The organism is Halanaerobium congolense, assembly GCF_004366375.1.
GTDB lineage: Bacteria > Bacillota > Halanaerobiia > Halanaerobiales > Halanaerobiaceae > Halanaerobium > Halanaerobium congolense.
This window is the reverse complement of sequence record NZ_SOEF01000011.1, coordinates 1-26731: the sequence shown is the minus strand read 5'-3', so window position 1 is coordinate 26731 and position 26731 is coordinate 1. Positions and strand designations below refer to the sequence as shown.

At 32.6% G+C, this 26731-nt stretch carries 26 protein-coding genes; 23 read left to right on the top strand and 3 right to left on the bottom strand.

Going from position 1 to position 26731, the window contains the following annotated elements; genetic code table 11:
• The first annotated feature begins 28 nt into the window (after nucleotides 1–28).
• Nucleotides 29–2536, top strand: a complete 2508-nt coding sequence (locus C7954_RS05360; RefSeq protein ID WP_134059002.1) for a CoA-disulfide reductase — start codon at nucleotides 29–31, stop codon at nucleotides 2534–2536.
• A gap of 133 nt (nucleotides 2537–2669) precedes the next feature.
• On the opposite strand, the gene C7954_RS05355 is transcribed toward C7954_RS05360, so the two are convergent.
• Nucleotides 2670–4031 (bottom strand): MATE family efflux transporter, encoded by a 1362-nt coding sequence (locus C7954_RS05355; protein ID WP_073156944.1) that lies wholly within the window; start codon nucleotides 4029–4031, stop codon nucleotides 2670–2672.
• A gap of 24 nt (nucleotides 4032–4055) precedes the next feature.
• Nucleotides 4056–4985 (bottom strand): AEC family transporter, encoded by a 930-nt coding sequence (locus C7954_RS05350; RefSeq protein WP_166667684.1) that lies wholly within the window; start codon nucleotides 4983–4985, stop codon nucleotides 4056–4058.
• Nucleotides 4986–5186: 201 nt separating this feature from the next.
• Between C7954_RS05350 and rlmD the strand changes: the two genes are divergently transcribed.
• From rlmD to C7954_RS05320, 6 genes are all read left to right on the top strand, one after another.
• A complete protein-coding gene (gene rlmD / locus C7954_RS05345) occupies nucleotides 5187–6548 on the top strand; it encodes a 23S rRNA (uracil(1939)-C(5))-methyltransferase RlmD (protein WP_420841469.1) in 1362 nt (453 codons plus the stop codon).
• Between the two features lie 131 nt (nucleotides 6549–6679).
• Complete coding sequence (locus C7954_RS05340; RefSeq protein WP_134058993.1) at nucleotides 6680–6952, top strand: hypothetical protein; 273 nt, start codon at nucleotides 6680–6682, stop codon at nucleotides 6950–6952.
• A gap of 39 nt (nucleotides 6953–6991) precedes the next feature.
• Nucleotides 6992–7234, top strand: coding sequence for an FmdB family zinc ribbon protein (locus C7954_RS05335; RefSeq protein WP_134058990.1), 243 nt, complete (start codon nucleotides 6992–6994; stop codon nucleotides 7232–7234).
• Between the two features lie 113 nt (nucleotides 7235–7347).
• On the top strand, nucleotides 7348–8490 hold the full coding sequence (locus C7954_RS05330) for a DUF362 domain-containing protein (RefSeq protein ID WP_073156956.1): 1143 nt from the start codon (nucleotides 7348–7350) through the stop codon (nucleotides 8488–8490).
• Nucleotides 8491–8506: 16 nt separating this feature from the next.
• Nucleotides 8507–9001 carry a metallophosphoesterase family protein gene (locus C7954_RS05325; protein WP_089655162.1) on the top strand — a complete coding sequence of 165 codons (495 nt, stop codon included), beginning with the start codon at nucleotides 8507–8509 and terminating at the stop codon, nucleotides 8999–9001.
• The gene (locus tag C7954_RS05320; RefSeq protein WP_073156961.1) at nucleotides 9001–9387 is read left to right on the top strand and encodes a YlbF/YmcA family competence regulator; all 387 of its coding nucleotides are present in this window, start codon (nucleotides 9001–9003) and stop codon (nucleotides 9385–9387) included. Before C7954_RS05325 ends, C7954_RS05320 begins: the two co-directional genes overlap by 1 nt.
• A 239-nt stretch (nucleotides 9388–9626) precedes the next feature.
• Here the strand turns inward: C7954_RS05320 and C7954_RS05315 are convergent, their stop codons facing one another.
• Nucleotides 9627–9848 (bottom strand): NifU family protein, encoded by a 222-nt coding sequence (locus C7954_RS05315; protein WP_073156964.1) that lies wholly within the window; start codon nucleotides 9846–9848, stop codon nucleotides 9627–9629.
• 85 nt (nucleotides 9849–9933) lie between these two features.
• Here C7954_RS05315 and C7954_RS05310 point away from each other — a divergent pair, with 85 nt between their 5' ends.
• From C7954_RS05310 to C7954_RS05240, 16 genes are all read left to right on the top strand, one after another.
• A complete protein-coding gene (locus C7954_RS05310; protein WP_089655164.1) occupies nucleotides 9934–13290 on the top strand; it encodes a DNA polymerase III subunit alpha in 3357 nt (1118 codons plus the stop codon).
• A 133-nt stretch (nucleotides 13291–13423) separates the two neighbouring features.
• The gene (mtrB, locus tag C7954_RS05305; protein ID WP_073156970.1) at nucleotides 13424–13642 is read left to right on the top strand and encodes a trp RNA-binding attenuation protein MtrB; all 219 of its coding nucleotides are present in this window, start codon (nucleotides 13424–13426) and stop codon (nucleotides 13640–13642) included.
• A gap of 57 nt (nucleotides 13643–13699) precedes the next feature.
• A complete protein-coding gene (locus C7954_RS13620; protein WP_166667683.1) occupies nucleotides 13700–13876 on the top strand; it encodes a hypothetical protein in 177 nt (58 codons plus the stop codon).
• Between the two features lie 15 nt (nucleotides 13877–13891).
• Nucleotides 13892–14890: a 6-phosphofructokinase gene (pfkA, locus tag C7954_RS05300; protein WP_073156973.1), complete on the top strand. Its 999-nt coding sequence runs from the start codon at nucleotides 13892–13894 to the stop codon at nucleotides 14888–14890.
• Nucleotides 14891–14911: 21 nt separating this feature from the next.
• Complete coding sequence (gene pyk, locus C7954_RS05295; RefSeq protein ID WP_089655166.1) at nucleotides 14912–16666, top strand: pyruvate kinase; 1755 nt, start codon at nucleotides 14912–14914, stop codon at nucleotides 16664–16666.
• A 293-nt stretch (nucleotides 16667–16959) separates the two neighbouring features.
• Nucleotides 16960–17754 carry an amino acid ABC transporter substrate-binding protein gene (locus tag C7954_RS05290; RefSeq protein ID WP_081374508.1) on the top strand — a complete coding sequence of 265 codons (795 nt, stop codon included), beginning with the start codon at nucleotides 16960–16962 and terminating at the stop codon, nucleotides 17752–17754.
• Nucleotides 17755–17765: 11 nt separating this feature from the next.
• Nucleotides 17766–18410 carry an amino acid ABC transporter permease gene (locus tag C7954_RS05285; RefSeq protein ID WP_073156980.1) on the top strand — a complete coding sequence of 215 codons (645 nt, stop codon included), beginning with the start codon at nucleotides 17766–17768 and terminating at the stop codon, nucleotides 18408–18410.
• 9 nt (nucleotides 18411–18419) lie between these two features.
• Complete coding sequence (locus C7954_RS05280) at nucleotides 18420–19148, top strand: amino acid ABC transporter ATP-binding protein (RefSeq protein WP_134058989.1); 729 nt, start codon at nucleotides 18420–18422, stop codon at nucleotides 19146–19148.
• Nucleotides 19149–19286: 138 nt separating this feature from the next.
• Entirely contained in the window at nucleotides 19287–20039 is a 753-nt protein-coding gene (locus tag C7954_RS05275; protein WP_134058986.1) for a PHP domain-containing protein, read from the top strand.
• 10 nt (nucleotides 20040–20049) lie between these two features.
• The gene (gene mnmL, locus C7954_RS05270; RefSeq protein WP_110300785.1) at nucleotides 20050–21003 is read left to right on the top strand and encodes a tRNA modification radical SAM protein MnmL/YtqA; all 954 of its coding nucleotides are present in this window, start codon (nucleotides 20050–20052) and stop codon (nucleotides 21001–21003) included.
• A gap of 132 nt (nucleotides 21004–21135) precedes the next feature.
• Nucleotides 21136–21771, top strand: coding sequence for a metallophosphoesterase family protein (locus C7954_RS05265; RefSeq protein ID WP_073156991.1), 636 nt, complete (start codon nucleotides 21136–21138; stop codon nucleotides 21769–21771).
• Nucleotides 21772–21865: 94 nt separating this feature from the next.
• The gene (locus tag C7954_RS05260; protein ID WP_089655171.1) at nucleotides 21866–22876 is read left to right on the top strand and encodes a hypothetical protein; all 1011 of its coding nucleotides are present in this window, start codon (nucleotides 21866–21868) and stop codon (nucleotides 22874–22876) included.
• 154 nt (nucleotides 22877–23030) lie between these two features.
• Entirely contained in the window at nucleotides 23031–23576 is a 546-nt protein-coding gene (locus tag C7954_RS05255) for a TIGR01440 family protein (protein WP_073156997.1), read from the top strand.
• Nucleotides 23577–23595: 19 nt separating this feature from the next.
• Nucleotides 23596–24096, top strand: a complete 501-nt coding sequence (locus C7954_RS05250) for a hypothetical protein (protein ID WP_073157000.1) — start codon at nucleotides 23596–23598, stop codon at nucleotides 24094–24096.
• A complete protein-coding gene (locus C7954_RS05245) occupies nucleotides 24096–25286 on the top strand; it encodes an iron-containing alcohol dehydrogenase (RefSeq protein WP_089723165.1) in 1191 nt (396 codons plus the stop codon). Before C7954_RS05250 ends, C7954_RS05245 begins: the two co-directional genes overlap by 1 nt.
• Nucleotides 25287–25480: 194 nt before the next feature.
• Nucleotides 25481–26503, top strand: a complete 1023-nt coding sequence (locus C7954_RS05240; RefSeq protein ID WP_243833648.1) for an AfsR/SARP family transcriptional regulator — start codon at nucleotides 25481–25483, stop codon at nucleotides 26501–26503.
• Nucleotides 26504–26731 lie beyond the last annotated feature (228 nt).

Below are 26731 nucleotides of genomic sequence, written 5' to 3'. Positions count from 1 at the left end.
TTAGTATGAAACAATTAGGAGGTAAATGATGTCAAAAAAAGTAGTTATAGTTGGAGGAGTTGCAGGGGGAGCAAGTACTGCAGCTCGTTTGCGCAGAATGGATGAAGATCTTGAGATAATTATGTTAGAAAAAGGAGAATATATTTCTTTTGCTAATTGTGGGTTACCATATCATATTGGAGAAGTAATTGAGGAAAGAGAAAAACTTTTAGTTCAAACTCCTCAATCAATGCAGGAAAGATTTAAAATTGATGTTAGAATTCAACATCAGGCTGTAAAAATTAACCGTGAGCAAAAATCCGTTGAAATAAAAGATTTAAAAAGTGGAGAAATATATAAAGAAAGCTATGATAAATTAGTTTTATCTCCCGGGGCAGAACCTATCAAGCCACCTCTTCCTGGTCTGGATTTTCCAGAAGTTTTTACACTGAGAAATATTCCAGATACAGATAAAATAAAGAATTTTGTAGATAACAAAAAGCCTACAAGAGCTGTAGTAGTTGGAGGAGGTTTTATTGGTCTGGAAATGGCTGAAAATCTTCACGAAAGAGGAATCGAAGTGTCAGTGGTTGAAATGATGGATCAACTGATGGGTTCCTTAGATTACGAAATGGCTGCAATGCTGCATAATCATCTCAGAACTAAAGGTATTGATCTTCACTTAGGAGATGGCATTGCAGCAGTAGAAGAGGCTGATCAAAGAAAAATAGTAAAACTACAGAGTGGTAAAACTATAAAAACAGATATGATTATCTTATCTATTGGAGTTAGTCCCCGAACTGAGCTGGCAGAAGAAGCTGGACTGGAAATTGGAAGTAGTAAGGGGATCAAAGTAAACGAATATTTGCAGACATCTGATCCCAGTATTTATGCGATTGGTGATGCAATTGAAGTCAAAGATTTAGTTACAGGTCAGGCTGTACGAATTCCTCTGGCCGGACCTGCAAATAAACAGGGGAGAATAGCAGCCGATAATATCTGCGGCAGAAAAGAAAAATACAAAGGAACTCAGGGAACTTCAATTGCTAAGGCTTTTGATTTATCTATTGCTTCAACAGGGGTTTCGGAGAAAAAACTTCAGGATTTAAAATGGGATTATAAAGTTATCCATACGAATTCCAATAATCATGCTGGTTATTATCCGGGTGCAGTTCCAATGATGATTAAATTAATTTTTGCTCCCGAAAACGGTAGAGTACTGGGAGCACAGATTGTCGGTTATGATGGGGTTGATAAAAGAATAGATGTTCTGGCTGCAGCAGTCAGGCAGGAAATGGATGTTTTTGATCTGCAGGAGCTGGAACTTGCTTATGCACCACCCTTTGGTTCAGCAAAGGATCCTGTGAATATGGCAGGGTTTGCTGCTGGTAATCTCTTAAAAGGGGTTGTAGATACTGCTTACTGGCAGGAATTAGAGAATATCAATCCAGAAGAGACTGTTATTTTAGATGTGCGAGAAGAAGTTGAAACCCAATTAGGTAGTATTAAAGATTCAATTAATATTCCATTAAATGATTTACGGGATAATTTGGATCGACTTGATCCAGCAAAAGAATATATTGTTTATTGTGCCGTTGGGTTAAGAGGCTATATAGCTGCGCGAATAATGCAGCAAAATGGTTTTTCTAAAGTTCGCAACTTAAGTGGCGGCTATAAATTATATAAGGCTGTTCAAGATGATCAGGAACAGGTTATTGAAGATCCTGCTGAAGCAGGCTATAATTCTGCAGAAAGTCCAGAAGAAGCTAAACAGGCCAGTAAAGATATGCTCAAACACAGTCGAGGTACAGTGGTAGAACTTGATGCCTGTGGTCTGCAGTGTCCGGGTCCAATTATGCAGGTTTATAAGAAAATGGAAAAAATGGAAAATGGAGATATTCTGGAAGTGACAGCAACTGATCCTGGTTTTATGCAGGACATTAAAGCCTGGGCTAAAAACACAGGCAATACAGTTTTAAAAATAGAAGAGCTTGCCGATAAAATAGAAGTTACTCTTTTAAAAGGTCAGTCTACTGCAGATCAGCAGGAAAAAAAATTGGCTAAAAATACTGCTTCTCAACCAGTTCAGAAAGGGAAATCTATGATTGTCTTTAGTGGTGAACTGGATAAGGCAATAGCATCATTTATAATTGCCAATGGAGCAGCTGCAATGGGTAATCAGGTAACCCTGTTCTTTACTTTTTGGGGATTAAATATTTTAAGAAAAGACGGCCCCGTTAAAGCTGATAAAAATATGATGGAAAAAATGTTTGCTAAAATGATGCCTCAGGGCAGCAAGAAACTCCCTCTTTCTAATATGAACATGATGGGAATCGGCCCCCAAATGATTAGAGGCATTATGGAGAAAAAAGGTATTGATTCTCTGGAAGAACTAATCGAAAATGCTGTAGATAATGGAGTTAGACTTGTTGCCTGTCAGATGACAATGGATATGCTCGGTATTAAAAAAGAAGAATTAATTTCAGGTGTTGAAGTTGGGGGAGTAGCAACTTTCTTAGGTTCAGCAGACGAATCAAATATGAGTCTATTTATTTAAATAAAAACATATTTAAATTCAAACCCCGGTCAGAGATCAAATTAAACTCTGGCCGGGGTTTTTATAATTGTTTAAATTAATATATTTTAAGATCTTATATATTTAGCAAGAAAAAACCATTAAGTATTCATCTTCATTTTTTTTCCATTCTGGCAAAAATACTTTTAAATTTTAATCTTAACCAGATTGAGGCCGGTAAAATATTGGCGGCTTCTGAAATTGGAAAAGCAAACCAGAGATATTCCAGACCAAAAAAATGACCCAGTAAATACATTACAGGCAGCAGCACTATAATCTGCCTCAGAAATGAGAAAAATAAGCTGGGGAAGCCATTACCCAGGGCCTGAAAAGTAGTTGAAATAATTATTGCAGGCCCTATTACAGGAAAAGCAATACTTATTTTCTTCAGAGCATTTGTGCCAATCTTAAGCAGTTCCGGATCACTGTTAAACATCTTAATCAATAATTCGGGTACAGTTTGAAATATAATAAAGCCTGTAGTTGTAAAAGTTACAGCAACTAAAAGAGCAGATTTAAAGGTCTTTTTCATCCGCTCAGGGTTGTTGTGGCCGTAATTATACCCCATTATCGGCATATAACCCTGATTAAGACCAAAAACTGGCATAAAAACAAAGGACTGCAGCCTGAAATAAATACCAGCTGCTGCAATTGCTGTACTGCCAAAACCTGCCAGAATCTTATTCATCCCTCCCAGCATAAAACTTGCCAGAAATTGCATCACCATTGCGGGAAAACCAACCACATAGATATCCTTAATTATTTGAAAGTCAAAAGAAAAGTCTTTTAAAGAAATCTGAAGCTCATTTTTTTTGCTGAAAAGCAGGATATAAACTAAAAAGCTGCCGCTAATTAGACGAGCAGTTACTGTTGCAGTTGCTGCACCAGCTACTCCCATTTCAGGAAAAATCCAGAGCCCATAAATCAAAAATGGGTCAAGAATGATATTCAAAATAGAGCCGATCAGCATAGCTACCATAGGTGTGAATGTATTACCCTCTCCCCGCAGTATATTATTGCTAATCATTGGGAAAAACATAGCTGTAGAGCCAATTAAAATAATCTTTATGTATTCACTTCCCAACCTAATCAAATTAGCTTCACCTGTAAATAACTGAAGAATCTGATCAGAAAATAAAAAACCAAAAATAGCAACTATAATTCCATAAAAAACAGAGAGCATAATACTGTGTTCCGCTGCATTTACTGCCGCATGATTATCTTTTTCTCCAAGACGCCTTGAAATTAATGAACTTGCTCCAACTCCAGTTCCAACTCCAATTCCTATTAAAATTATCTGAATAGGAAAGGCAAGGGATAGCGCAGAAAGTGCATCTGTACTAATTCTTCCCACATAGATACTATCAACTACATTATATAAGGCTTGAATAGCCATTGCTATGATTGAGGGAATTGATAGACGCATCAGCAGAGGAATTATAGGCTCTGTACCAAGTTTTTGAGAATTACTTTCCATTTTTTAACTGCCTCCAGTTATCTATTATTTAAAATACGTTGTTAAATACGAAATTACAGGGATACTGAATGCGGCCATTAAAGTAGACAAAAATAGACTTTCAGCTGCAAAAACATAATTTCCCTCATATCTTTCGGCGAAAATAACTCCATTGGCAGCAGCCGGCATTGCTATTTGTAAAACTAAAATACTCCTTATTGGATCAGCAATCTTAAAATAATTTAAAATCAGTAGAGCTGCAGCAGGAATTATTAATAATTTTAAAGTAGAATAGGCAATAATATTTAAATCCTTAAAAATACCAGATATTTTAATCTGGGCCAGACCACTACCAATAACCAGCATTGAAAGCGGGAAAGTAGCTTCTGCCAGCATATCAACAGCTGTCATTATTGCAGTTGGAAGTTTGAGACCTGTTAGCATTAAAAATAAGCCAATAATAATCGCAATTACACCGTTATTAAAAATATCTCTTAAATTACTCTTTTTCTCTTCCTTCCCCCGTAAAAATAGATTGGCTCCATAGGTCCATAAAAAGATATTAAAGACTACCACTCCAATTGAGCCGAAGAAAATACCGTTTTCCGGAAATATCACATCTATTACAGGCAGCCCCATATAGCCAACATTACCAAAGATCAGGAAAAATTTAAGTACAATTTTTTTGTCTCTAGAAATTGGAAACAACCTGGAAATTAATGAGGCAGCAGCTATTAGAATTAAATAGAAAGCAATCCAGTATAAAAATAAATTTTTAAAGTCTCCCAGCATTTTAGCTGTGATTTCAATTTGTAGGGAAGAAATTAACATAGCAGGTAGGATTAAGTCTAAAAGCAGTTTAGAGATGGCTCCGGTTTCTTTTTTGTCTAGATGTTTACTGCGCCTGAGAAAATAACCGACAGCAATTAGTAGAAATAATGATATAATTTGGGTTATGACTACCTGAAAATTCAAAGTACTGCCTCCTTCTGAAAAGATTTAGTTATCGGTAGATTTTATTATTAAGTAAGTTTAATTAAATTTGTTTCTAAATCATAAATATTCTATCAAATTATTCTACCACAGAAGTATCTAGCTGTAAAGTTTGCTAAGCTGGAGTTTTATGTGATAAACTTTTATAAGGACAGGCAGGACAGCAATAATAATTATAGAGGAGTGCCAATTTTGAAAAAAGATGAAATTAAAACTTTTAAAATAGAAGATTTAGCTCATGGTGGAGATGGAGTAGCCAGAGCAGAAAATGGGAAGGCTGTTTTTGTTTCTCTAACTTTACCTGGAGACCTTGTAAAAGCAAAAATCACTAAACTCAAAAAAGATTATGCTTTTGCTGAGTTAATAGAGGTTATAGAAGCTGGAGGTGGTAGGATTAAAGCACCCTGTCCGGTTTATAATGAGTGTGGAGGCTGTCAGCTTCAGCATATTAATTATCAAAAAGAATTAGAATTTAAACAGAATAATCTTAAACAGTTAATTAATCGGATAGCAAAAATTGAAGAGTTTAAATTAAGGGATGTGCTGGCGGCAGATGATGATTTTCGCTACCGCAATAAAGCTCAATTTCCACTGGATTTAAATGATGAAAATCAGATAACTGCCGGTTTTTATAAAAGAGGAAGTCATGAGATTGTGCCAAATCATGACTGTCTGATTCAGCATCCATTAATCAACAGAATTTTAAGAATCACACTGGAAGAATTAAATAAATTTCAGTTAAGTGTCTACAATGAGAATACTCTGCAGGGACTGCTGAGGCACCTGGTAATTAGAGTTGGAACCTGTACCAACCAGGCTTTGCTGGTAATGGTCACTAATGGTGATGACTTTATTGATAAAAATTTAATTGCCAGGACTCTGATGCGTAAAATTCCTGAGTTAAAAGGTGTAGTTCAAAATATAAATACTAAAAATACAAATGTTATTTTTGGTAAAGAGGATCTACTTTTAGCCGGTAAGAATAAAATTACTGAATATATTGGTAAGACAGCTTATTCAATTTCTGCCAGATCATTTTTTCAGGTTAATACCATGCAGGCCAAAAAGTTATATGATACAGCAGCAAAATATCTGGGAGATGCTGGTAGAGCAAGAGTAGTTGATGCTTTTTCTGGTACAGGCAGCATTGCCCTTTATCTGGCGGACCAGGCAGATAAAATTTATGCAGTTGAATCTTTAAAATCCGCTGTTGAAGACGCCAGAGCCAATGCTCAACTAAATCAGATCAGCAATGTAGAATTTGAGCAGGGGTTGGTAGAGGATAAACTGCCTGAATTATTAAAAAAAGATCAGATTGACACAATAATTTTTGATCCACCACGAAAAGGTCTGGATGAAAAGACTATAGATTTATTAAAAACTGCAGGGCTTGAACAAATTATTTATATTTCCTGTAATCCAGCTACACTGGCAAGAGATTTAGGTAATTTAAAGGAAGTATATCAATTAGTAGAATTACAGCCAGTCGACCTTTTTCCACAGACCTATCATCTGGAGACTGTGGCTCTGCTTAGTAAAATTTAAAAATGTTAAGCAACTTACTGTATCAATTTTTTGATAAAAAGCTTGTCAAGACTGGTATTCTTATGATATATTATTATAAAGTTGGAATTTATATTTGATAATTATGTTACTCCATAATTGGAGGTCGAATTATGAATTTATTTTTATTAATTATTTTCGTGATAGTTGGAATTGCAGGCCTGGTTTATAATGTTGATTCTGGTGTTTTTATTGGATTGGGATTAATACCCTGGCAGATTTTAAAAATTAAGATAAAAAGAAAATTTGTCTTAACCGCTATAATTATTTCTTCGGTCGCAGGGCTTGGATATTTTATTTATCACTCAAAGTGGTTAATTGCTGCTTTGTTTGTTTTTATCCAACTTTATAATTACTGGGGTTATTTAAATATTGTCAATGAATAAAAACTAAATTCGAAAACAGGATATGAAGGAGGAATAAAAATGCCGACATATTTATATGAATGTGAAAAATGTGGTAGATTTGAAGAATTTCAAAATATTAGTGAGGATGCTTTAGAAGAATGTCCGGAATGCAGTGGTGAGGTTAAGAGGATTATTGGTTCACCAGGAATTATTTTTAAAGGATCTAATTTTTATGTTAATCAAGATAAAAAAAAATCAACCAACAGTTCTAATAAAAGCTCAACTAAAAGTAATGAAAAAAAGGGTGAAAAAGTTTCTTAAACTATTTTTGGCTGGTGACAGTCCAGTTTATATTTGAGCCATAAAATTACGCAAATAAGCCGGCCTTAGTGCCGGTTTTAATTTTTTCTGTCACTAAAGAAAGAGGGTTAAAGATGCCAATTGTAGCCTCAAAGAAATGCTATAGTTATCAAACAGCAGAATTAGCAGAAAAGTTAGATCTTTTGTTATCTGAATTGGGAGGTTTAGAAGAATTTATTAAAGTAGGAGATAAAGTTTTATTTAAAACTAATCTTTTAATGGGAAAAGCTCCTGAAACAGCAGTCACCACCAACCCTGAATTTATTAGGGTTCTTGCTAAAAAAGTAAAAGCTTTGGGAGCAGAAGTTACAATTGCAGATAGCCCAGGTGGACTATTTAACGATAAATTATTAAAAAGAGCTTATCAAAAATCAGGGCTTTATCAGATGGCAGCTGAAGAAAATATAAAATTAAATTATAATACAGATTCAAAAAAGTATGATTATAAAGAAGGTAAAATCAATAAATCTTTTCAGCTGGCTTCTTATTTAGAAGAAGCAGATTTCATTATAAACTTACCAAAATTAAAAACACATGGTTTAACAATGTATACAGGTGGTGTTAAAAATCTTTTTGGCTGTATTCCTGGGGTTTTAAAAGCAGAATATCATCTAAGAATGCAGTCAGTCCATGATTTTTCTAGGATGTTAAATGATCTGGCAGCACTTGTAGCACCAGAGCTAACAATTATGGATGCAGTTGTTGGAATGGAAGGTGAAGGGCCGTCTAATGGTAAACCGAGAGAGTTTAATTATTTGTTGGCTTCAACTTCCCCCTATTATTTAGATTTGGCAGCTGTAAAAGTTTTAGGAATTGAACCTGCTGAAAAAGTTCCGTCAATAAAAGCGGCTTTGGAAGACAAAATTATTAAAAAAGACAAACTAGAAATTAGAGGAGATAAAGTAATTGCTGCAGATAATGTTGAAATTCCTAAAATAGAAAAAGAAAATAATCTTCTCGATTCAAGGATGCCTGAATTTTTGTCAGACATCTTAGAAAAATTTTTGCGTCCCAAACCCGTATTTAAAGAAGGTAAGTGTGTTGGCTGCAGAACCTGTGCTGAAAATTGTCCGCCTGAGGCAATAACTATGATAGATAATTTTCCGAAAGTAAATTTAGACGAATGCATTAGATGTTTTTGCTGTCAGGAATTATGTCCTTATGATGCAGTAGAGATAAAATATCCACTGCTTGCCAAATTGTTTTTTTCAAACTAATGGAGGTTTAAGATATATGAAGATTGGAGTAATATCAGATACACATCTGCCTAATGCAGGTTCTGGTTTTCCAGCTGCTTTAATTCATGAACTAAAGCAGGTTGATTTGATTATTCATGCTGGAGATCATTGTGAAGCAAGATATTTAAATAAGTTAAAATCAATTGCAGAAGTTAAAACAGTTGCCGGAAATAGAGATAGCCAGCAGCTGAAAAGAAAATTAAAAGATAAAATAACTTTTGAAGCAGCAGGCAAAAAAATCTCTGTAATTCATGGACATCAGTTTAGAGGCAAAAATATTCTTCAAGGTTTAAATTATACATTTAATGATAGTGATATTATTGTTTTTGGGCACACTCACCGCCCTTTTAATGAACGGTTAAGTGATAAATTATTTTTTAATTCTGGTTCACCAACAGATAAGCGTCTGGAAAAAAAATTTACATTTGGTATAATAGAAATAGGTAATGAAATAAAATCTGAAATTAAAATTTTGAAGGAGGAATCTTAATGTCAGTACAAGATACTGCTAGAAGACTGCAGAGAAAGCTTAAGAATTCTGATGAATATCAAAATTATTTAGAGTTAAGAAAAAAAGTTATGGCCAAAGAAGGATCTAAAAAAATGCTGCGTGACTATCAAAATTTAATGATGGAGATGCAGACCAAGAGAATGTCAGGTGAAGAGTTAAGTGAAGAAGATAAAGAAAAATTACAAAACTTGCAAAATTTTATCGAAATTAATAATAATGTGAAGAAATATTTAGAAGCAGAATATAGTTTAAGTAAAATGATTAATGATATTCAAAAAATAATATTTTCTGATATTGAAGTTGGTATACCTGAGCAAGAATTACAGGATGACACAGTACAGGATGACACAGAAGAATCTAATTAATGAAGATTAATATTATCTTTAAAATAAGATCTGTAAATAAAAAAGCATCCCCGAAAGAGGATGCTTTTAAAATCTTTTATTAGCTAGGAAATTATACCTGATGGTTTGTTGTGGATAATATTTATAGTTTTCATAATTTCCGCTATCAACAAAATTTAACCTTACTGTATTACAGATTGTCCGAAGGACATTTTGTTCTTTTAATTTAAATATTTTTAATTATTTAATTTAGTCAAAGATTAGACAGGTTGAACTTCTTTAACACCATCAACATTTTGTTTTAGTGTTCTTTCAATACCATTTTTTATGGTTAAGGTTGACATTGGGCAACCACTACAGGCACCTAGAAGCTTAACTTTAACGATACCGTCTTCGGTTACTTCAATTAATTCAACATCTCCACCATCAGCTTGTAGACTTGGTCTGATTTTATCAATATATTTTTGTACTTCTTCTTTCATACTTGCACCTCCTAAATTAACATTTAATTATATTATACTAAAAAACTCAAGATTTTACAAGCATAAATTTAAAGGGATGATTTAAATGTCCGATTTTGTCCATCTTCATAATCATACTGCATTCAGTCTTTTAGATGGAGCAATTAGAGTAGATTCGTTAATTAAAAAAACAAAAAAATATGATATGCCTGCTGCTGCGATTACTGATCATGGAGTACTTTATGGGATTATTGATTTCTACAGAAAAGCTAAAAAAGAAGGTATAAAACCCATTATTGGAGCAGAGGTTTATTTGAGTCTAGGTAGTCGTTTTGAAAAAAATAGAAAAAGATATCATCTAGTGCTGCTTGCTCAAAATAATGAAGGTTATCATAATTTAATTCAGCTAGTTTCAAAGGCTTGGTTGGAAGGGTTTTATTATAAACCTCGAGTCGATAAAGAACTTTTGGCTGAATACAGTAAAGGCTTAATTTGTTTATCAGCTTGTATCCAAGGAGAAATTCCTCAGCTTTTAATTAATGGTAATTATGATCTTGCTCAAAAAGCAGTTTCAGATTATCATGCTATTTTTGGAAAAGATAATTTTTTTCTAGAATTACAAAATCATAATTTGCAGCAGGAAAAAGAAGCGGTTCAAGGACTACTAAAATTAAGTAGAGAAGAAAACATTCCAACAGTTGTTACAAATGACTGTCATTATTTAAATAAGGAAGATGCAGAATTACAGGATATTTTATTAGCTTTACAAACCGGAACTACTTTAGCTGATGAAAACAGAATGACTTTTACCGGTCAAGAATTTTATTATAAATCTCCTGCTGAGATGCTAGAACTTTTTCCTGATTTAGATTCTGCTTATCAAAATACTGTTAAAATTGCAGATAGGGTAGAAGTAGATTTAGATTTTAATCATTTTTACCTGCCAGAATATCCAGATTTAGGTCAAGAAAAAAGTCCTGAGGATTTATTAAAAAAACTGTGTCTAAAAGGTTTAAAGGCCAAAGGAATGGGATCAGATCAAAAGGCTGTTGAGCGGTTAAAATATGAACTTAAGATAATTTTTGAGATGGGTTATGCTGCTTACTTTTTGATAGTTTATGATTTTGTAAAGTATGCTGAAGATAATGAAATTATGGTTGGCCCTGGTAGAGGTTCAGCTGCAGGAAGTTTGGTCGCTTATCTTTTAAATATCACTAAAGTTAATCCTTTGAAATATGGACTTATTTTTGAACGTTTTTTAAATCCAGAACGAGTAACAATGCCGGATATAGATATTGATTTTGATGAAAACAGGGATCAAATTATTGAATATGTTAAAGAAAGGTATGGAACTGAGAGAGTTGCTCAAATTGGTACTTTTGGGACTATGGCTGCTCGAGCTGCAGTTAGAGATGTTGGCCGGGTACTTGCTGTTCCTTATGCTAAAGTAGATAAAGTAGCAAAACTAATTTCTTCCCGAAAAGGAATTAATCAATCTTTGAAAGACCAAAAAAAATTGCAGGAGCTTTATCATAATGATGGAGAGATTAAGGAGTTAATTGATTATGCGAGAGGTGTAGAGGGGCTGCCTCGACATATCTCAACACATGCAGCAGGGGTTATTATTGGAGCTGAACCTTTAACCCAGATAGTCCCTTTACAGAAACAAGATGAGAGTGTAATTACTCAGTTACCCATGGGAGACTTAGAGGCACTTGGGCTTTTGAAAATGGATTTTTTAGGCTTGCGAAATTTAACTGTAATTAAAAATACCCTTCAATTAATAGAAGATCGTAAAGATAAAGTTATTGATATCAATAATATTCCCCTTGATGATAGTGCGGTTTATAAATTCTTAAGCACAGGTAAAACTGCTGGTGTTTTTCAGATGGAGTCATATTTATTTCAATCTTTAAACAAAAAAATGAAACCAGATCGTTTTAGTGATTTAATTGCAATGCTTGCTTTAGGAAGACCGGGACCACTTGGAAGTAATATTGTTGATGATTTTATTGCTATTCGCCATGGAAAAAAGGAGGCAGAGTATTTGCATCCTAAATTAAAACCTATTTTGGAAGAAACTTTTGGAATGATTTTATATCAAGAACAGGTTATGGAAATTGCAAGTAATCTGGCAGGATACAGCATGGGAGAAGCTGATCTTTTACGTCGCGGAATGGGAAAGAAAAAGTTGAAATTAGTTGCTGCTGAAAGAGAAAAATTTGTTAAGGGTGCGGTTGAGCGAGGATTAACTGAAGCAGCAGCTCAGGAGATTTTCGATCAAATGGAGTATTTTGCTGGTTATGGATTTAATAAATCGCATTCTACTGCTTATGCTTTTTTAGCATATCAAACTGCCTATTTAAAATATCATTTTCCAGTTGAATTTATGTCTGCTCTATTTTCTTCTGTCATGGGAAACCATGATAAAATCGCTGATTATATTAAAGCTTCACGCGAAATAAATTTAAAAATTTTAGCTCCTGATATCAATAATAGCCATCATGATTTTTTTGCTGAAAGTGATAAACAAATCAGATATGGTTTAAAAGCTATTAAAAATGTGGGGTCTGCTGCAATTGAAGCAGTAATTAAAGCCAGAAAGGTTAAAAAGTTTTCTTCTTTAATCGATTTTTTGAAAAGAGTTGATATTTCTGCAATTAATATTCAAAGTTTAGAAGCTTTTATTAAAGCAGGAGCCTTTGATCAGATTGCTGAAAGTAGAGCTTCAATGCTTTTAAACTATGAAGAACTTTATAATAAATATAATAATTTATCCAAACGTAAAGCTCAGGGACAGCAGTCATTTGCGGAATTATTTAATGATGAAAATAAATTTATGAAAGAAGATTTAAATTATACTGAAGTAGATGAATTAAAGACTGAGACTATACTTGAGCAGGAAAAGGAGTTTTTGGGCATTTATCTTTCAGCTCATCCTTTAGATCAGTATCAAAATAAGTTGGAAAAAATCAAACCTTATCCAATTAAAAAAGCATTGAATATTTCTGAAGGAAGAAAAGTGTTGACTGCAGGCTATTTAACAAATTATAAAGAACATGTAACTAAACGTAATAACAAAATGGCTTTTTTAACTATTAATGATCAAGAGGAAAAAATAGAAATAATTATATTTTCTGATATATTTAGAAAAATAAATTTTGATCTCTCAACAAATAAAGCTCTTTTAGTTTATGGGGAAAAAGTTGAGGGACAGATTATTGCTAAAAAAATCATTTCTCTTAATAGTGATCTGCTTTTAATAGATGTTTCTGAATTCTCCAAAAAGAGGATTATGAAATTAAAAAAATACTTATTAAAAAAAGAAGGTAATGTTTCTGTTCTGTTGAAAAGAAATAATAAGCTGATAATTACTGAGAATAAATATAATATAGATAATAATCAGCTTACTAAAGATGAATTAGCAAGAGCTTTGAAAAAATCTGAATATAAATATATCTGAACTTAAAATTATATTTTTTGACTTATGTTCAAATGAATTCAAAAATTAATGTAATCTTTTGATATATTATGACAAATTTCTTGACAATTCTTTTTTGCTTATTATATTATTAAGTGGATAAAGGAGGAAAACCATGGATGTTAATGCGGATTATATTTTAATTAAGGCACTTGAAAATGGAGTTACAATTATTGGCTTAACAAGAGGAAAAGATACAAAATTTAATCATACAGAAAAATTAGACAAGGGAGAAATCTTAGCTGCTCAATTTACTGAAAATGTTTCTGCTATGAAAATAAGAGGTAAAGCAGAAATAATGAGTAAACACGGCAAAGTTAATTCTGAAGGGTAAATAACAGCTTTGTTTTCCAGTAACATTGATATACTGGAAATTGAAAGGAGCTTATAAATGTGGCAGGTTGTATATATAGCCTCTTCTAAAGAAGAAGCTGATAATATTTTAAAAATTATGGAAAAAGAAGGTTTCATGCTTCAAATTGATGATGCCGGTTCTGGATCATATCAGATTAAGGTTCCGGCTATTGAAGCAGAAGAGGCTTATTCCTGTTTACATAAAAATTTTTAATTTGGAGGAATCGATATGAAAAAGATAGCAGTGCTTACAAGCGGAGGAGATGCTCCAGGCATGAATCCGGCTATCAGATCTGTAGTTAGAACAGCAATTTATAAAAATTTAGAGGTCGTTGGAGTAAGACATGGTTATAAAGGTCTTATTGAAAAAGATTTTTTTGACATGGAACGTGGTTCAGTTGCTGATATTGTTCAGCGTGGAGGGACAATTTTATTATCAGCCCGCTGTGACGAGTTTAAAACTGAGTCTGGAAGAAAAAAAGCTTATGCAAATATGAAAGAAGAAGGCATTGATGGAATTGTTGTAATTGGTGGAGATGGTTCTCTACGGGGTGTTCAAAAAATTAATGAAGAAAGTGACATCAAAGCTGTAGGTATACCAGGGACAATAGATAATGATCTATCATGTACTGATTATACAATAGGTGTAGATACAGCCATGAATACAATTTTAGATGCAGTTAATAAGATTCGAGATACTGCGACATCTCATGAAAGAACTTTTGTTATTGAATGTATGGGCCGGGAATCTGGTTACTTAGCCCTTATGACTGGGCTTGCCGGTGGAGCTGAGTATATTTTGCTGCCTGAAATTGATTTTACACCTCAGGAAGTTTGTGACAAAATCACTCAAGGATTTAACAGAGGTAAATTACACAGTTTAATTATTATAGCAGAAGGGGTAGAAGCTCCATTTGTTGATTTAAATGAATACAACGGTAGTCCTGGGATGGCTATGGGAGAATTGATTAGAGAGCGAACTGGAATGGAAACAAGAGTTACAATTCTAGGTCATCTTCAAAGAGGTGGAAGTCCTACAGCTACAGATAGAATTGTCGCCAGCCGTATGGGTGCTAAAGCAGTAGAATTGTTATTAGAAGGAAAACGTGATAAAATGGTTAACTACAAAGATAATTCTATTGGTGTTTGTGAAATAAAAGATGCAGTTAAGAAAAATGACACCATAAACATGGATATTTATAATCTAGCAAATATTTTATCAATGTAAGTAAATAATTGGGAGGTTAATATGAGAAAAACGAAGATAGTATGTACATTAGGACCAGCAACGAATGATAAAGAAACAATAAAACGAGTAGTTGAAGCAGGTATGAATGTGGCCCGAATGAATTTTTCTCACGGTGATCATGAGGAACATAAGCATAGATTTGATTTGGTAAAAGAAATAGAAAAGGAAACAGGTAAAACTGTTGGTTTAATGCTTGATACCAAAGGTCCTGAAATTAGAACTGGAGAAATGAAAGGTGATAAAATTCAATTAGAGGCAGATGCTGAGATTGTAATCACCAAAGAAGATATTGAAGGTACTCCAGAAAAAATATCTGTATCTTATAAAGATTTAGCAGAAGATATAGAAGTTGGAGATAAGATCTTAATTGATGATGGCTTAATCGAGCTAGAAGTGACCAGTATTGATAATGGTGATGTGATTTGTAGAGTGGTTAATGGCGGTGAATTAGGATCGCGTAAAGGTGTTAACCTGCCTGGAGTTAAAGTAAGTCTTCCACCATTAACTGAAAAGGATATTTCTGATATCCGTTTTGGTGTAGAACAGGGTATTCACTTTATTGCAGCTTCTTTTGTTCGCAAATCAAATGATGTAATTGAAATCCGAAAGATTTTAGAAGAAAGTGGGAATGAAGATATTTTCATTATTGCTAAAATTGAAAACCAGGAAGGTGTAGAAAATCTTGATTCCATTTTAGAAGTTGCTGATGGAATTATGGTAGCTCGTGGTGACCTTGGGGTGGAAATTCCTGCTGAAAAGGTACCAATTGTTCAGAAGATGATGATTAAAAAGTGTAATGAAGCTTCAAAACCTGTGATTACAGCTACTCAGATGCTGGACTCTATGATTAGGAATCCTCGTCCAACAAGAGCTGAGGCATCTGATGTTGCTAATGCTATTTTTGATGGAACAGATGCAACAATGCTGTCTGGAGAATCTGCTGCTGGCAAATACCCGGTTGAATCAGTGGCAACCATGGCTCAGATTGCAAATGAAGTTGAAAATTCTGATAGTTATAAAGAGAAATTTGCAGGAAAATATGAATTTGCAGCTGAATCTGTAACTGCTGCTATTTCACTTGCAACCTGTCAAACTGCCGAAGAACTTGGAGCAGAGGCTATAATTACTTCTACAGGTTCAGGTTTAACAGCCCGTACAGTGTCTAAATTTAGACCACAGACACCAATTATTGCTGTTACACCAAATAAGAGAGTGCTGCACCAGCTGTCAATGACCTGGGGAGTTTCTCCATTATTAGCAGCCAGAAGCAGTACAACTGATGAAATGATGGATAATGCAATTTCATCTTCTTTAGAACATGGTTTAATTAATGAAGGAGATTTAGTAACAATTACTGCCGGAGCTCCTGTTGGTATTTCAGGTACAACAAACTTAATTAAAGTAGATGTTGTCGGTAAGCCGATTGCTGATGGTCAGGGTATTGGAAAGAGGATAGCAATTGGAAAAGCTAAATTAGTTAGAACTGCTGACGAGGCAAATGAAAAAATTGAAGAAGGAGATATTATGATTGCCCATATGACAGACAGAGATTATGTACCAGCTATGAAGAAAGCTTCTGCTGTAGTTACATTTAGTGGAGGTCTAACTTCTCACCCAGCTATTGTTGGTCTTAATATTGGAATTCCTGTTGTAGTTAATACAGGTGACATTAGTGATGACTTTAAAGATGGTGAAATTCTTACTGTAGATGGTGTTAGAGGCTTAGTCTATAGAGGTCAGGCAAATCTAAAATAATATCAATCAAAAAAATATATATTAAATTAAGAGGGCTTAACTGTCCTCTTAATTATTTTTATTAGCTAGGAAATTATACCTGATGGTTTGTTGTGGATAATATTTATAGTTTCATAATTTTCGCTATCAACAAAATTTAACCTTACTATATTACAGATTGTCCGAAGGACATTTTGTTCTATTTTAATTTTTATATTAGACCTCATAAAAAAATATATTTTTTTCTATTAATACTTTACAATAATAAAGTAATAAAGTATAATAAAAGAAAATATACTAGAGGGGGATATAAAGTGAAAAATAATTTATTAAATATTTTTGTTATTGTTTTATTGGCTTTATTATTAATTGGTGGCAGTGTAATGGCAGAAGATTCTTTGGCTGAAATTCAGGAAAAGGGAAAAATGGTAGTAGGTTTAGATGATAGTTTTCCACCAATGGGTTTTAGAGATGAAAATGGAGAAATTGTTGGTTTTGATATAGATTTAGCAAAAGAAGCAGCTAAAAGAATGGGGGTTGAAGTAGAATTTAAAGCTGTTGATTGGGATGGTGTAATTTTAAGCTTAAAAAATGGGATGATTGACGCAATTTGGAATGGTCTAACAATCACTCCTGAGAGAGAAGAAAGCATTGATTTTTCTCAACCATATCTAGAAAACTCCCAGAGTATTGTAGTACAGGCTGATAGTGATATTGAAACTAAGGCAGATTTAGCCGGCAAAGTTGTTGGGATTCAGCTTGGAAGTAGTGCTGTAAGTGCTGTAGAATCTGAGCCAGAAGTGTTAGATACATTTAAAGAGCTGCGCAAGTTTTCTAACAACACTGAAGCTCTGATGGATTTGCAAACAGGTAGAGTTCAAGCAGTAGTTTTAGATGTAATTGTTGGTCGTTATTATATTAGTCAGCGTCCCGGTCAATTTAAAGTTTTAGAAGAAGATTTTGGTGGCGAAAAGTATGGGGTTGGTATTCGTGATGGAGCAGTTTCATTCAGAAAGGCTCTTAATGCTGCTTTAGATGAAATGATTGCAGATGGAACAGCAGCTGAGATCTCAGAAAAATGGTTTGGAGAAGATATTGTACTTAAGTAGGAGGCATTTATTTGTTTGATTATATATTAAACGTATCAGGATATGTACTGGAAGGTAGTTTAGTTACCTTCCAGCTTTATTTGGTAACAGCAATTTTTTCTGTTATTTTAGGTGTACTGGGTGCTCTAGGAAAAATTTCTAAAATTCCACTTTTAGAATCTATTTTGTCATTCTACACCTGGGTTTTCAGAGGAACACCACTTTTATTACAGCTTTTCTTTGCTTATTATGGTCTACCGGTACTTGGTATAACTTTGGAACCTTTTCCGGCTGCAGCTCTGACTTTTATTGTAAATTATGGTGCTTACTTCACAGAAATTTTTAGAGGTGGAATAGAGTCTATTGGTGATGGTCAATATGAAGCAGCAAAGGTGTTGGGGATGAATTATCGACAGACTATGAGTAGAATTATTATTCCTCAAACTGTGAAAAGAGTCTTACCAGCAACCAGTAATGAAGCAATTAATCTGGTTAAAGACAGTGCTCTTGTAGCTGTAATTGGACTTGGTGATTTATTGCGGGCTGCCAAAGTAGCTGTAACTAGGGATTTTTCTATTATCCCTTTTATAATAGCTGCCGTATTTTATTTAATAATTAGCTCAGTTATTGTTACAGTTTTTCGCAAATTAGAAGAAAAATATTCTGTATACGAATAGGTGATAATTTTGGAAATGATAAAGGCAAAAAATATAAATAAAAGTTTTGGAGAATTAGAGGTGCTGCGGGATGTTTCGTTTGACGTTCAGCAGGGAGAGGTTATTTCAATAATTGGCCCTTCTGGTTCTGGTAAAAGCACACTTTTACGTTCACTAATTGGCTTAGAAGAAATTAATTCAGGGAAATTATTTATAGAGGGAATTTCTGTAAAAAAATCTGGCAAAAAAGCTTATGAAAAAATGGGAATGGTTTTTCAAGGTTTTAATCTTTTTCCACATAAAACTGTTATGGGTAATTTAATTGAAGCACCAATAGTTGTAAAAGGTGAGACAAAGGGAGAAGCAAAAAAAAGAGCTGAAGAATTATTAAACAAAGTTGGTCTTACTGATAAAAAAGACAGCTATCCTGCACAATTATCTGGAGGCCAAAAACAAAGGGTTGCAATTGCGAGAGCGCTAGCAATGGAACCTGATATAATGCTATTTGACGAACCAACTTCTTCTTTAGATCCAGAGTTAGTTGGAGAAGTTTTGACAGTTATCAGAGGTTTGGCAGATGAAAACATTACTATGATGATTGTAACTCATGAAATGGGTTTTGCAAAAGATGTTTCAGATAGAGTGTTTTTTATGGATCACGGTAAAATAATAAGTGACACTGTCCCAGAAAAAATATTTGTAAATCCAGAATCTGAACGTATCCAAAACTTTTTAACAAAAATATTAAGTCAAAATTAGAGCTCCCTTTTGGGAGCTTTTCTATGTTTAATTTGCTTTTAAAGATAATCACTGTTAAAATGTTTACAGATAAATGGTATATAATAGTATAACATTTACTTAGTGATACTAAGTAATATAAGGGGGAGAAACTTAATAGTGTTTAGAATTAATACTGATTTACACACTCATACTGTAGCCAGTGGTCATGCATATTGTACAGTAGATGAAATGGCTAGAGGTGCTTTTAATAAAGGTATTAAATTACTTGCAATTACTGATCATGGTCCCAATATGCCTGGTGGTCCGAATGTTTATCATTTTGGAAATTTTTCAATTGTACCTGATAAATTATATGGGGTTAGAATTGTAAAAGGTGTAGAAGCAAATATTTTAAAAGATGGTAGATTAGATTTAACAGATGAAGAACTCGGTTATTTAGAATTTGTTTCAGCGGGAATTCATCGTTTAACAGAACATAAATTGAATAATAAAAGCGACTATACTGAAGCAACAATTAAAGCAATGGAAAATCCTCATTTAGATATGATAACTCATCCAGTTCAGCGTGAATATCCTATAGATCTAGAAAGGGTAGCTATAGCTGCAGGCAAAAATAATGTTATTTTAGAGTTAAATGCAAGTTCTTATAACCCTAATAAATTTAAAACAAGGGGAATAAAGTCTGAATCACTTAAATTATTAAAATTAGCAAAAAAGTATGGATTTAAGCTTGCTGTAAATAGTGATGCACACTTCTATGATATAATTGGAGAATATTCAACTCTCAATTTTATTTTTGAAAGTCCAGATTTTGATAGTGAACTGATAATCAATAGTAAAGCTGAAAATATAATTAATTATTTAGATCAAAGACAGAAAAGATTAAATAAATTGAAGAAAACAGTTTAGAGGTGTAAAAATGGAAGAACCATACTATAAATATTCGCAGTTTTTAAAAGATAAGTATGGCAAAAAGACCTACAAACTACCGGTTAATTTGCCAACTACTTGTCCGAACAGAGATGGCAATTTGGCAAAAGAAGGATGTCATTTTTGTGGTGAAGAAGGTGCTGATTTCGAAATGCTGCCTGATGATATGTCAATTACTAAACAGCTTTTAGAAAACAAAGACTATATTGGTGAGCGCTATGGAGTAGATCAATTTATTGCCTACTTTCAAAATTATACCAATACTTATTTGTCTTTAGATAAATTAAAAAAATATGTAAAAGAAGCTGCAGCGGTAGAGAAAATTAAATCTATTTATTTTTCAACCCGACCTGATTCAATTTGTGATAAATATATTTCAACCTTAAAAAATGCTGTAGAAGAAGTTGATTCTGATATAAGTTTAGCATTTGAATTTGGCCTGCAGACAGTTAATTATAAAACTCTAAAAAGTGTAAATAGACAGCATGGATTAGCTGAATTTATTGATGCTGTTTTAAGAGCTAAAAAGTTTGAAGTTGAAGTAGGAGCACATTTAATCTTAAATTTACCAGGTGATACACGAGAAGATGTAATTGAGGGAGCAAGAATTTTGTCTGCTTTAGAAGTAGACCATGTAAAATTGCATGCTCTTTACATTAGAGAAAATTCAGTTTTTGCAAAAAAATATAAAGCAGGAAATTTAGAAATTTGCTCACTTAATGAATATATAGAGAGAGTAATTTTGTTTTTAGAAAATTTATCACCTGAGATTGCTGTTCAGCGTTTGATTGGCAGAGCTCCTGGAAAAGAATCAATCTTTATTAATTGGGACACACCCTGGTGGGAAATTCATGACCTCATTATTAAGGAAATGAATAAAAGAAATACATATCAAGGAAGATTGTTTAATTATCTGAATGGAAAAGCGTTGAATAATTTATAATATGAGAATATTGAGCTTGAATTTATATTTTAAATGGTAATAGTACTTGAAATATGGAAATAAAAGTATTATAATTAAAGTTAATCAAATATCTAAATGGAGTCAAAAGCAGAAAAGTAGAGGAGTGGTAAGATGACTTCAGTATTAAAGAAAGTAATTAAAAACTTTAGTAGTGGAATTTATGATTTTAAAAATAGATATAAATTGCCAAAAGAATATCATAATTCCAATGAATTAAAAATTATGCATATAAGTGATACACCTGAATCAATTTATTCTCATGTTTATAAGATGCTGAGATATAGCAGTCCAGACGTGATTATTCATACTGGTGATTTAGTGGATAATTTAAAGCTTGAAGATGCTGGAGATGAACTTATACCACTTTACCAAAGAAAATCAGCTGAATTTATTAGAAATCTTGAAAAATTAACCAGTGCCAGAATTATCTATATCCCAGGTAATCATGATGATATAAATGTTATTAAAGAAAATATAAATAGAAGTGAAATTATGTTTGAAGGAAGTATTGTTGAATTAGATGGAGTTAAAATTGGATTAGCACATTATCCTGAAAAACTTCCCTTAGATGCTGATATTAATCTTTTTGGTCATAATCATCAACAGGATTTCACAGGTGATAATAAATTTTTAAATGGAATTTTAAATATAAATTATATTTTGCTTCCATCTAAAGAAGACTTTAAAGTTAATTATCCATGGACAGTTGACCAGGGAAGGCAATATAAAACTTTTAATATGATTTAAATATTTTTAAGCAGCCAGGTTTTGAATAATCTGGCTTATTTATTTGAAAATAATTTTTAGAAATTTAAAAATATTATGATTTGGGGATGATTAAATGAATTTTGTGAGAAGTGGGCCCAGATATTTATTTTTAAAAGTAAAATCACCAAAATTATTTTGTCAAGAACTTTCTAGAAAAACGAAGCTGAAAAAATTAAATTTTCAAACAGCTATTAAATTAGCTGCAGAAGAATCAGTGATTGTTTTTTTAAGTGATTACAATAAAGATAGTTTTAAAGTTGAAGATTCTGATTTGATTTTATATCTACCTCTAAATTCCACAGCTCTGCTGGCAATGATTTTAAATCAACATGAACTAAGTCAGGCAGTTGAGAAAGTTACTACAGGACCAGGTCAGCTAGTTATGCGAATACCCGACCAGGGTGAAAAAGTAATAGAAGAAATTGCAGAAAATTATCAGGCGGAAGAAATGTCAATTCTAGAAGCTATTGATAAAGGTAATACTGACAGTACAATTATTTCTTTTACGGATCAACCTATTAAATCCAGACTGAAATCTTTAAAAAAAGTTAGAGACAATATCTTAGTTGCAAAGAACAGTACTTTAGTTTTTGAAGAATTAAGACGGGATGCTGTAAGATATATTACCCATGGCTTAGAAAATCATCAGTGGTCTGAGCTCAAAATAAATATTTATGACTCAGATGAATTATATGAACTAGAATATAAAAGATTAATCACAATTTTATCAGATTTAGAAGCGGGAATCATTCTTGGTGAATCCTGGACTAAAGATCATGCTTTTGCTTTGTTTTCAATTACTGCTTATCAGATAAGGCTCTTTACTTTCCTTGAGCCTATAGAAATAAAAAAAATATTATTTGCTTTTGAATATAATAGTGATGGAGAAAGGCTTGTTGATTATGATCTTTTTAACAAAAGCAATAAAATCAACTGGTCAGAAATCTTAAATGATGGCAAATATCATGATCGTAAAGAATTAGCCTTTAGTTATAGAGAAAAAATTATGAAAGAATTATCAGAATCTGCCAAAAAACGTTATTTTGATATAGAAAAAGAGATTACAGCTCAGTCAAATAAATAAATGCAACCGGGAATTCCCGGTTTTTCTTTTGAAAAATAATAATTTATAATATATATTTACATTATTAGTTTGTAAAAAAAAATACATATTTGCGATATAGATTATTTTGAGTTAAAATAGATATATATACCCTAGTTTAGGAAGGAGATTTTGAATGCAGACAGAGAAGATATTAACTGATGTTGAAAAAGCCGTCAGAGAATTAATAGATACTGTAGAACCAAAAACCGGATCCATTTTTATCTTAGGTGGAAGTACAAGTGAAATCCAGGGGAAAAAGATTGGATCAGCAACTGATGTAGATTTAGGCGACAAGATTATAAGAAGGATAATTTTAATTTTAAAAGAATATAAACTGTATCTTGCAGTTCAGGGATGTGAGCATATAAATAGAGCTTTAGTTATTGAAAGAGAATGTCAGCAAAAATATTCATTTAGTGAAGTAAATGTTATTCCACATCGAAGTGCTGGAGGTGCTTTTGCCACAGCAGCATTTAAAGAATTTTCCGAAGCTGTCACTGTAGAAAATATGGAGGCCGATTTAGGTATTGATATTGGTGATGCTTTAATCGGAATGCATCTTAAGAATGTTGCAGTGCCAGTAAGATTATCAATCAAGCAGGTTGGAGAAGCTCATCTTACAGCTGCCAAGACAAGATTAAAACTTGTTGGAGGAGCCAGAGCAAAATATAGAGATTAATTTTAAGGGAGGCTTTAATTTGAAAAAACTGCATCATTTAATTGATAAATTAATTCTTTCACTTATAGGCCGCTCTTTCACCATTTTAACTGATACTGAGCCAATTATAAAAAGAGAATTAGCATATTTACCTGATGAATTTACAGCAGCATTTGCTGTAGAAGAGGGTGCACCATCTATTATAGTAAAAAAAGAAAACAATAGATTTAAATATTTTGGTTATCATTATGAGCCAAATAATATTGATTTGAGGTTATATTTTAAAGATGAAGAATTTGCCTATGAGGTTTTAGGAGCCAAAGAAGGTATCAGACAGGCATTTTCTGAACACAAAATAATTTTGGAAGGTGATTTGGAATATGCGGTATCTTTAATCTATATTTTTGAGGTTGTTGAAGCCTATATTATGTCAGAAAAATTTTCTGAAAAAATTATAGGTTATAAATTTAAAAGAAATATCTCTCGGCTGCAGTTAATTATCCGTGCACTATTTTTATATAGAGAAAAGGGTGAAATTTAATGTACAGCTCAGATTATTTTGAATTTTTTAGTCCTGTTAAAATAATTTCAGGAGAACATGCTTTATCAACTTTAAATTATGAATTAGATCGTTTACATGTTAGTAAACCTCTAATTTTAACAAATCAAAGTTTAGATGAAATGAAAATACTGGATACACTATTATCCCATCTAAAAAATGATTCAATAAATCAGCGTCAGATTATCAAAACAATTCCTAACCAGGCAACAATTGAAATTGTAAAAAAAGCTTCTCAAAGATATAAAGATTTAGAGTGTGATGGAATTATTGCATTAGGTGGGGAAGCGATTATAGATACTGCTAAAGGAATCAATTTAATGATTTCGGAACAGGTTGAAGATTTGAAAGATTTGGCCGGAATTGAAACTGCTCATGCAGATATGCAACCATTTATTGTGATTCCCACCACAAGCAGTACAGGTTCAGAAGCTGCTTTAACTGCTGTGATTAATGATGAGAGCAGCAAAAGAGTTTTAGAATTTATATCCAGTAAATTAATTCCAGATCTTGCTGTTATAGATCCAACAATGACTTTTTCTTTACCACCACGACTTACAGCTTCTACAGGAGTAGATGCTCTTGTCCATGCTGTCGAGGCCTATACGGGTCTTCAGACTAATCCACTTAGTGATGCGTATGCTTTTGCAGCTCTAAAACTAATAGGACAGAATTTGCGCGAATTAGTTAAAGATGTCAATAATAAGAAACACAGAGTTGCTATGAATAATGCAGCTGTTATGGCCGGGATCTCATTTTCGAACTCTCATGCTGGTATTATTCACGCAGTTGGTGATGCCTGTGAAAAAATTGCTGGGGTATCTCATGGTGATGCTTTATCAGTTCTTTTACCTCATGGAATGTTTTATAATCTTAAATTTGATTACTGCAGAAATTCATATCAGGATATTTTAATTGCCTTGGAGGGAAGAGATAAGTTTATTGAGACAGGGCTAGAAGATAGAGCTCTAATTGCTGTTAATGCTGTAGTCAGTATTTTAAATGAACTTCGTTCTTTAACTGGTATTCCTGTTACTCTCAAAGAAATTGGTGTGAAAAGGAACCAATTTGATGATATTGTAGATAAAGCGATGCATAATAGTGCTATTTTGAATTCCGCAGGTCAGGTTAATCGGGAAGATATAAAAAATATTTTAGAAGCAGCTTTTTAAATAATGGACATTTGCATAATTGACAAATGCCCCTTTTATAATAAATGTCGGGTATTCATTTCAATTTTAGGGGGTGCTGCTGGTGGAAGCGGAAATTATTAGGTTTTATGGTTTGGGTCCATTTTATTTAAAATTTCAGGATAAAATAGTTGATGGGAAAAAAATGGATCTCTAAGCGTGCTTTTTATTTGTTAATGTTTTTATTATTAGAAAAGAACAGAAAAATTAGTGCAGAAGAATTGGTTGATGTTTTTTGGCCGGAATCTGACTTAGATGACGGAAAAAATAAGCTTTATAACACAATATATCTTTTAAGACGATCTTTAATCAGAGATGGAGTTCCTAAAGATATTGTTCAGTCTGTAAGTGGAGGATATTCAATAAATGATAAGTATCAGATTTGGACAGATTGGGATTATTTTGAAGAAGAAGTAAATAAAATTCTTAAAGGAGAAGATTTTTCAATAGAAAAATTAAGAACTTTATATCAGCTCTATCGGGGAGATTTTTATTCAAATTTAAAATACGAAGACTGGACTGAGATACACAGAGAAAATTTAAGGGTAAATTATTTGAATCTGATAGAAATATTAACAAAAAAATTGTATCAAAATCAAAACTATCGGGATACAGTTAATTATCTTCATAAAGGTATAGAATTTGACCCTTATCGGGAGAATTTTTATCTGCTTTATATCAAGGCTCTAGTTAAACTAGGAAGAATAGCAGAAGCAATAAACAGTTATAAAAAATGTGAGAGAATACTTAAAGAGGAGCTTGATCTTTTGCCAGGTCAGGAGTTAAATAATGTTTATCACCGAATTAAGTTGAGTCGAGAGCTTTCAATGAAAATTGAAGATCATCTGGTAAGTGATATTAATGTAAAGACTGGTGCAATGTGTTGTGATTTTAATATTTTTGAAAAAATTTATGAGCTTGAGTTTCGTCATGTTAAACGTTTAAAAAGTTCATTTATTCTGTTAAATTTGGATTTTGAAGAAATAGAAAATGAATTTATAATTGAAAAAGCAGCTGACTATTTTGGTAAACAATTGAGAGCAGGGGATGTAATATCTATTTGTAATAATAAAATTTTTATACTGCTTCATGGAATGAACTTTGGCAGTAGTGGAATAATCTTAGAAAGATTTAATAATTTTTGTAAAAAATTTGATCTAGATCAAAAACCATCACTAGATATAAAAGAGATAAAATAAAAAAAATAATATTTTGCTAAAAACCACCCGTACGGGTGGTTTTTTAATTAGCTAGAATTTTAGATTATCTCAAAAAATTTGATATATATTTAGAGGTTTTTTAGAGTTTTAAAAGATATTAATATTAGGTGGCAGTAATGTATAATAAGTTGTGTAAATAAAATTATGATAATTTTTTTAAATAAAAAGAGGAATCCTTCTTTGAGTGGTTGAATATATTTATTGACA

Coding starts and splice junctions, on each gene's coding strand:
- C7954_RS05360 (WP_134059002.1), top strand. CDS start 29: ATGTCAAAAAAAGTAGTTATAGTTGGAGGAGTTGCAGGGGGAGCAAGT.
- C7954_RS05355 (WP_073156944.1), bottom strand. CDS start 4,031: ATGGAAAGTAATTCTCAAAAACTTGGTACAGAGCCTATAATTCCTCTG.
- C7954_RS05340 (WP_134058993.1), top strand. CDS start 6,680: ATGAATTTATTTTTATTAATTATTTTCGTGATAGTTGGAATTGCAGGC.
- C7954_RS05335 (WP_134058990.1), top strand. CDS start 6,992: ATGCCGACATATTTATATGAATGTGAAAAATGTGGTAGATTTGAAGAA.
- C7954_RS05330 (WP_073156956.1), top strand. CDS start 7,348: ATGCCAATTGTAGCCTCAAAGAAATGCTATAGTTATCAAACAGCAGAA.
- C7954_RS05325 (WP_089655162.1), top strand. CDS start 8,507: ATGAAGATTGGAGTAATATCAGATACACATCTGCCTAATGCAGGTTCT.
- C7954_RS05320 (WP_073156961.1), top strand. CDS start 9,001: ATGTCAGTACAAGATACTGCTAGAAGACTGCAGAGAAAGCTTAAGAAT.
- C7954_RS05315 (WP_073156964.1), bottom strand. CDS start 9,848: ATGAAAGAAGAAGTACAAAAATATATTGATAAAATCAGACCAAGTCTA.
- C7954_RS05310 (WP_089655164.1), top strand. CDS start 9,934: ATGTCCGATTTTGTCCATCTTCATAATCATACTGCATTCAGTCTTTTA.
- mtrB (WP_073156970.1), top strand. CDS start 13,424: ATGGATGTTAATGCGGATTATATTTTAATTAAGGCACTTGAAAATGGA.
- C7954_RS13620 (WP_166667683.1), top strand. CDS start 13,700: ATGTGGCAGGTTGTATATATAGCCTCTTCTAAAGAAGAAGCTGATAAT.
- pfkA (WP_073156973.1), top strand. CDS start 13,892: ATGAAAAAGATAGCAGTGCTTACAAGCGGAGGAGATGCTCCAGGCATG.
- pyk (WP_089655166.1), top strand. CDS start 14,912: ATGAGAAAAACGAAGATAGTATGTACATTAGGACCAGCAACGAATGAT.
- mnmL (WP_110300785.1), top strand. CDS start 20,050: ATGGAAGAACCATACTATAAATATTCGCAGTTTTTAAAAGATAAGTAT.
- C7954_RS05265 (WP_073156991.1), top strand. CDS start 21,136: ATGACTTCAGTATTAAAGAAAGTAATTAAAAACTTTAGTAGTGGAATT.
- C7954_RS05260 (WP_089655171.1), top strand. CDS start 21,866: ATGAATTTTGTGAGAAGTGGGCCCAGATATTTATTTTTAAAAGTAAAA.
- C7954_RS05255 (WP_073156997.1), top strand. CDS start 23,031: ATGCAGACAGAGAAGATATTAACTGATGTTGAAAAAGCCGTCAGAGAA.
- C7954_RS05245 (WP_089723165.1), top strand. CDS start 24,096: ATGTACAGCTCAGATTATTTTGAATTTTTTAGTCCTGTTAAAATAATT.
- C7954_RS05240 (WP_243833648.1), top strand. CDS start 25,481: ATGTTTTTATTATTAGAAAAGAACAGAAAAATTAGTGCAGAAGAATTG.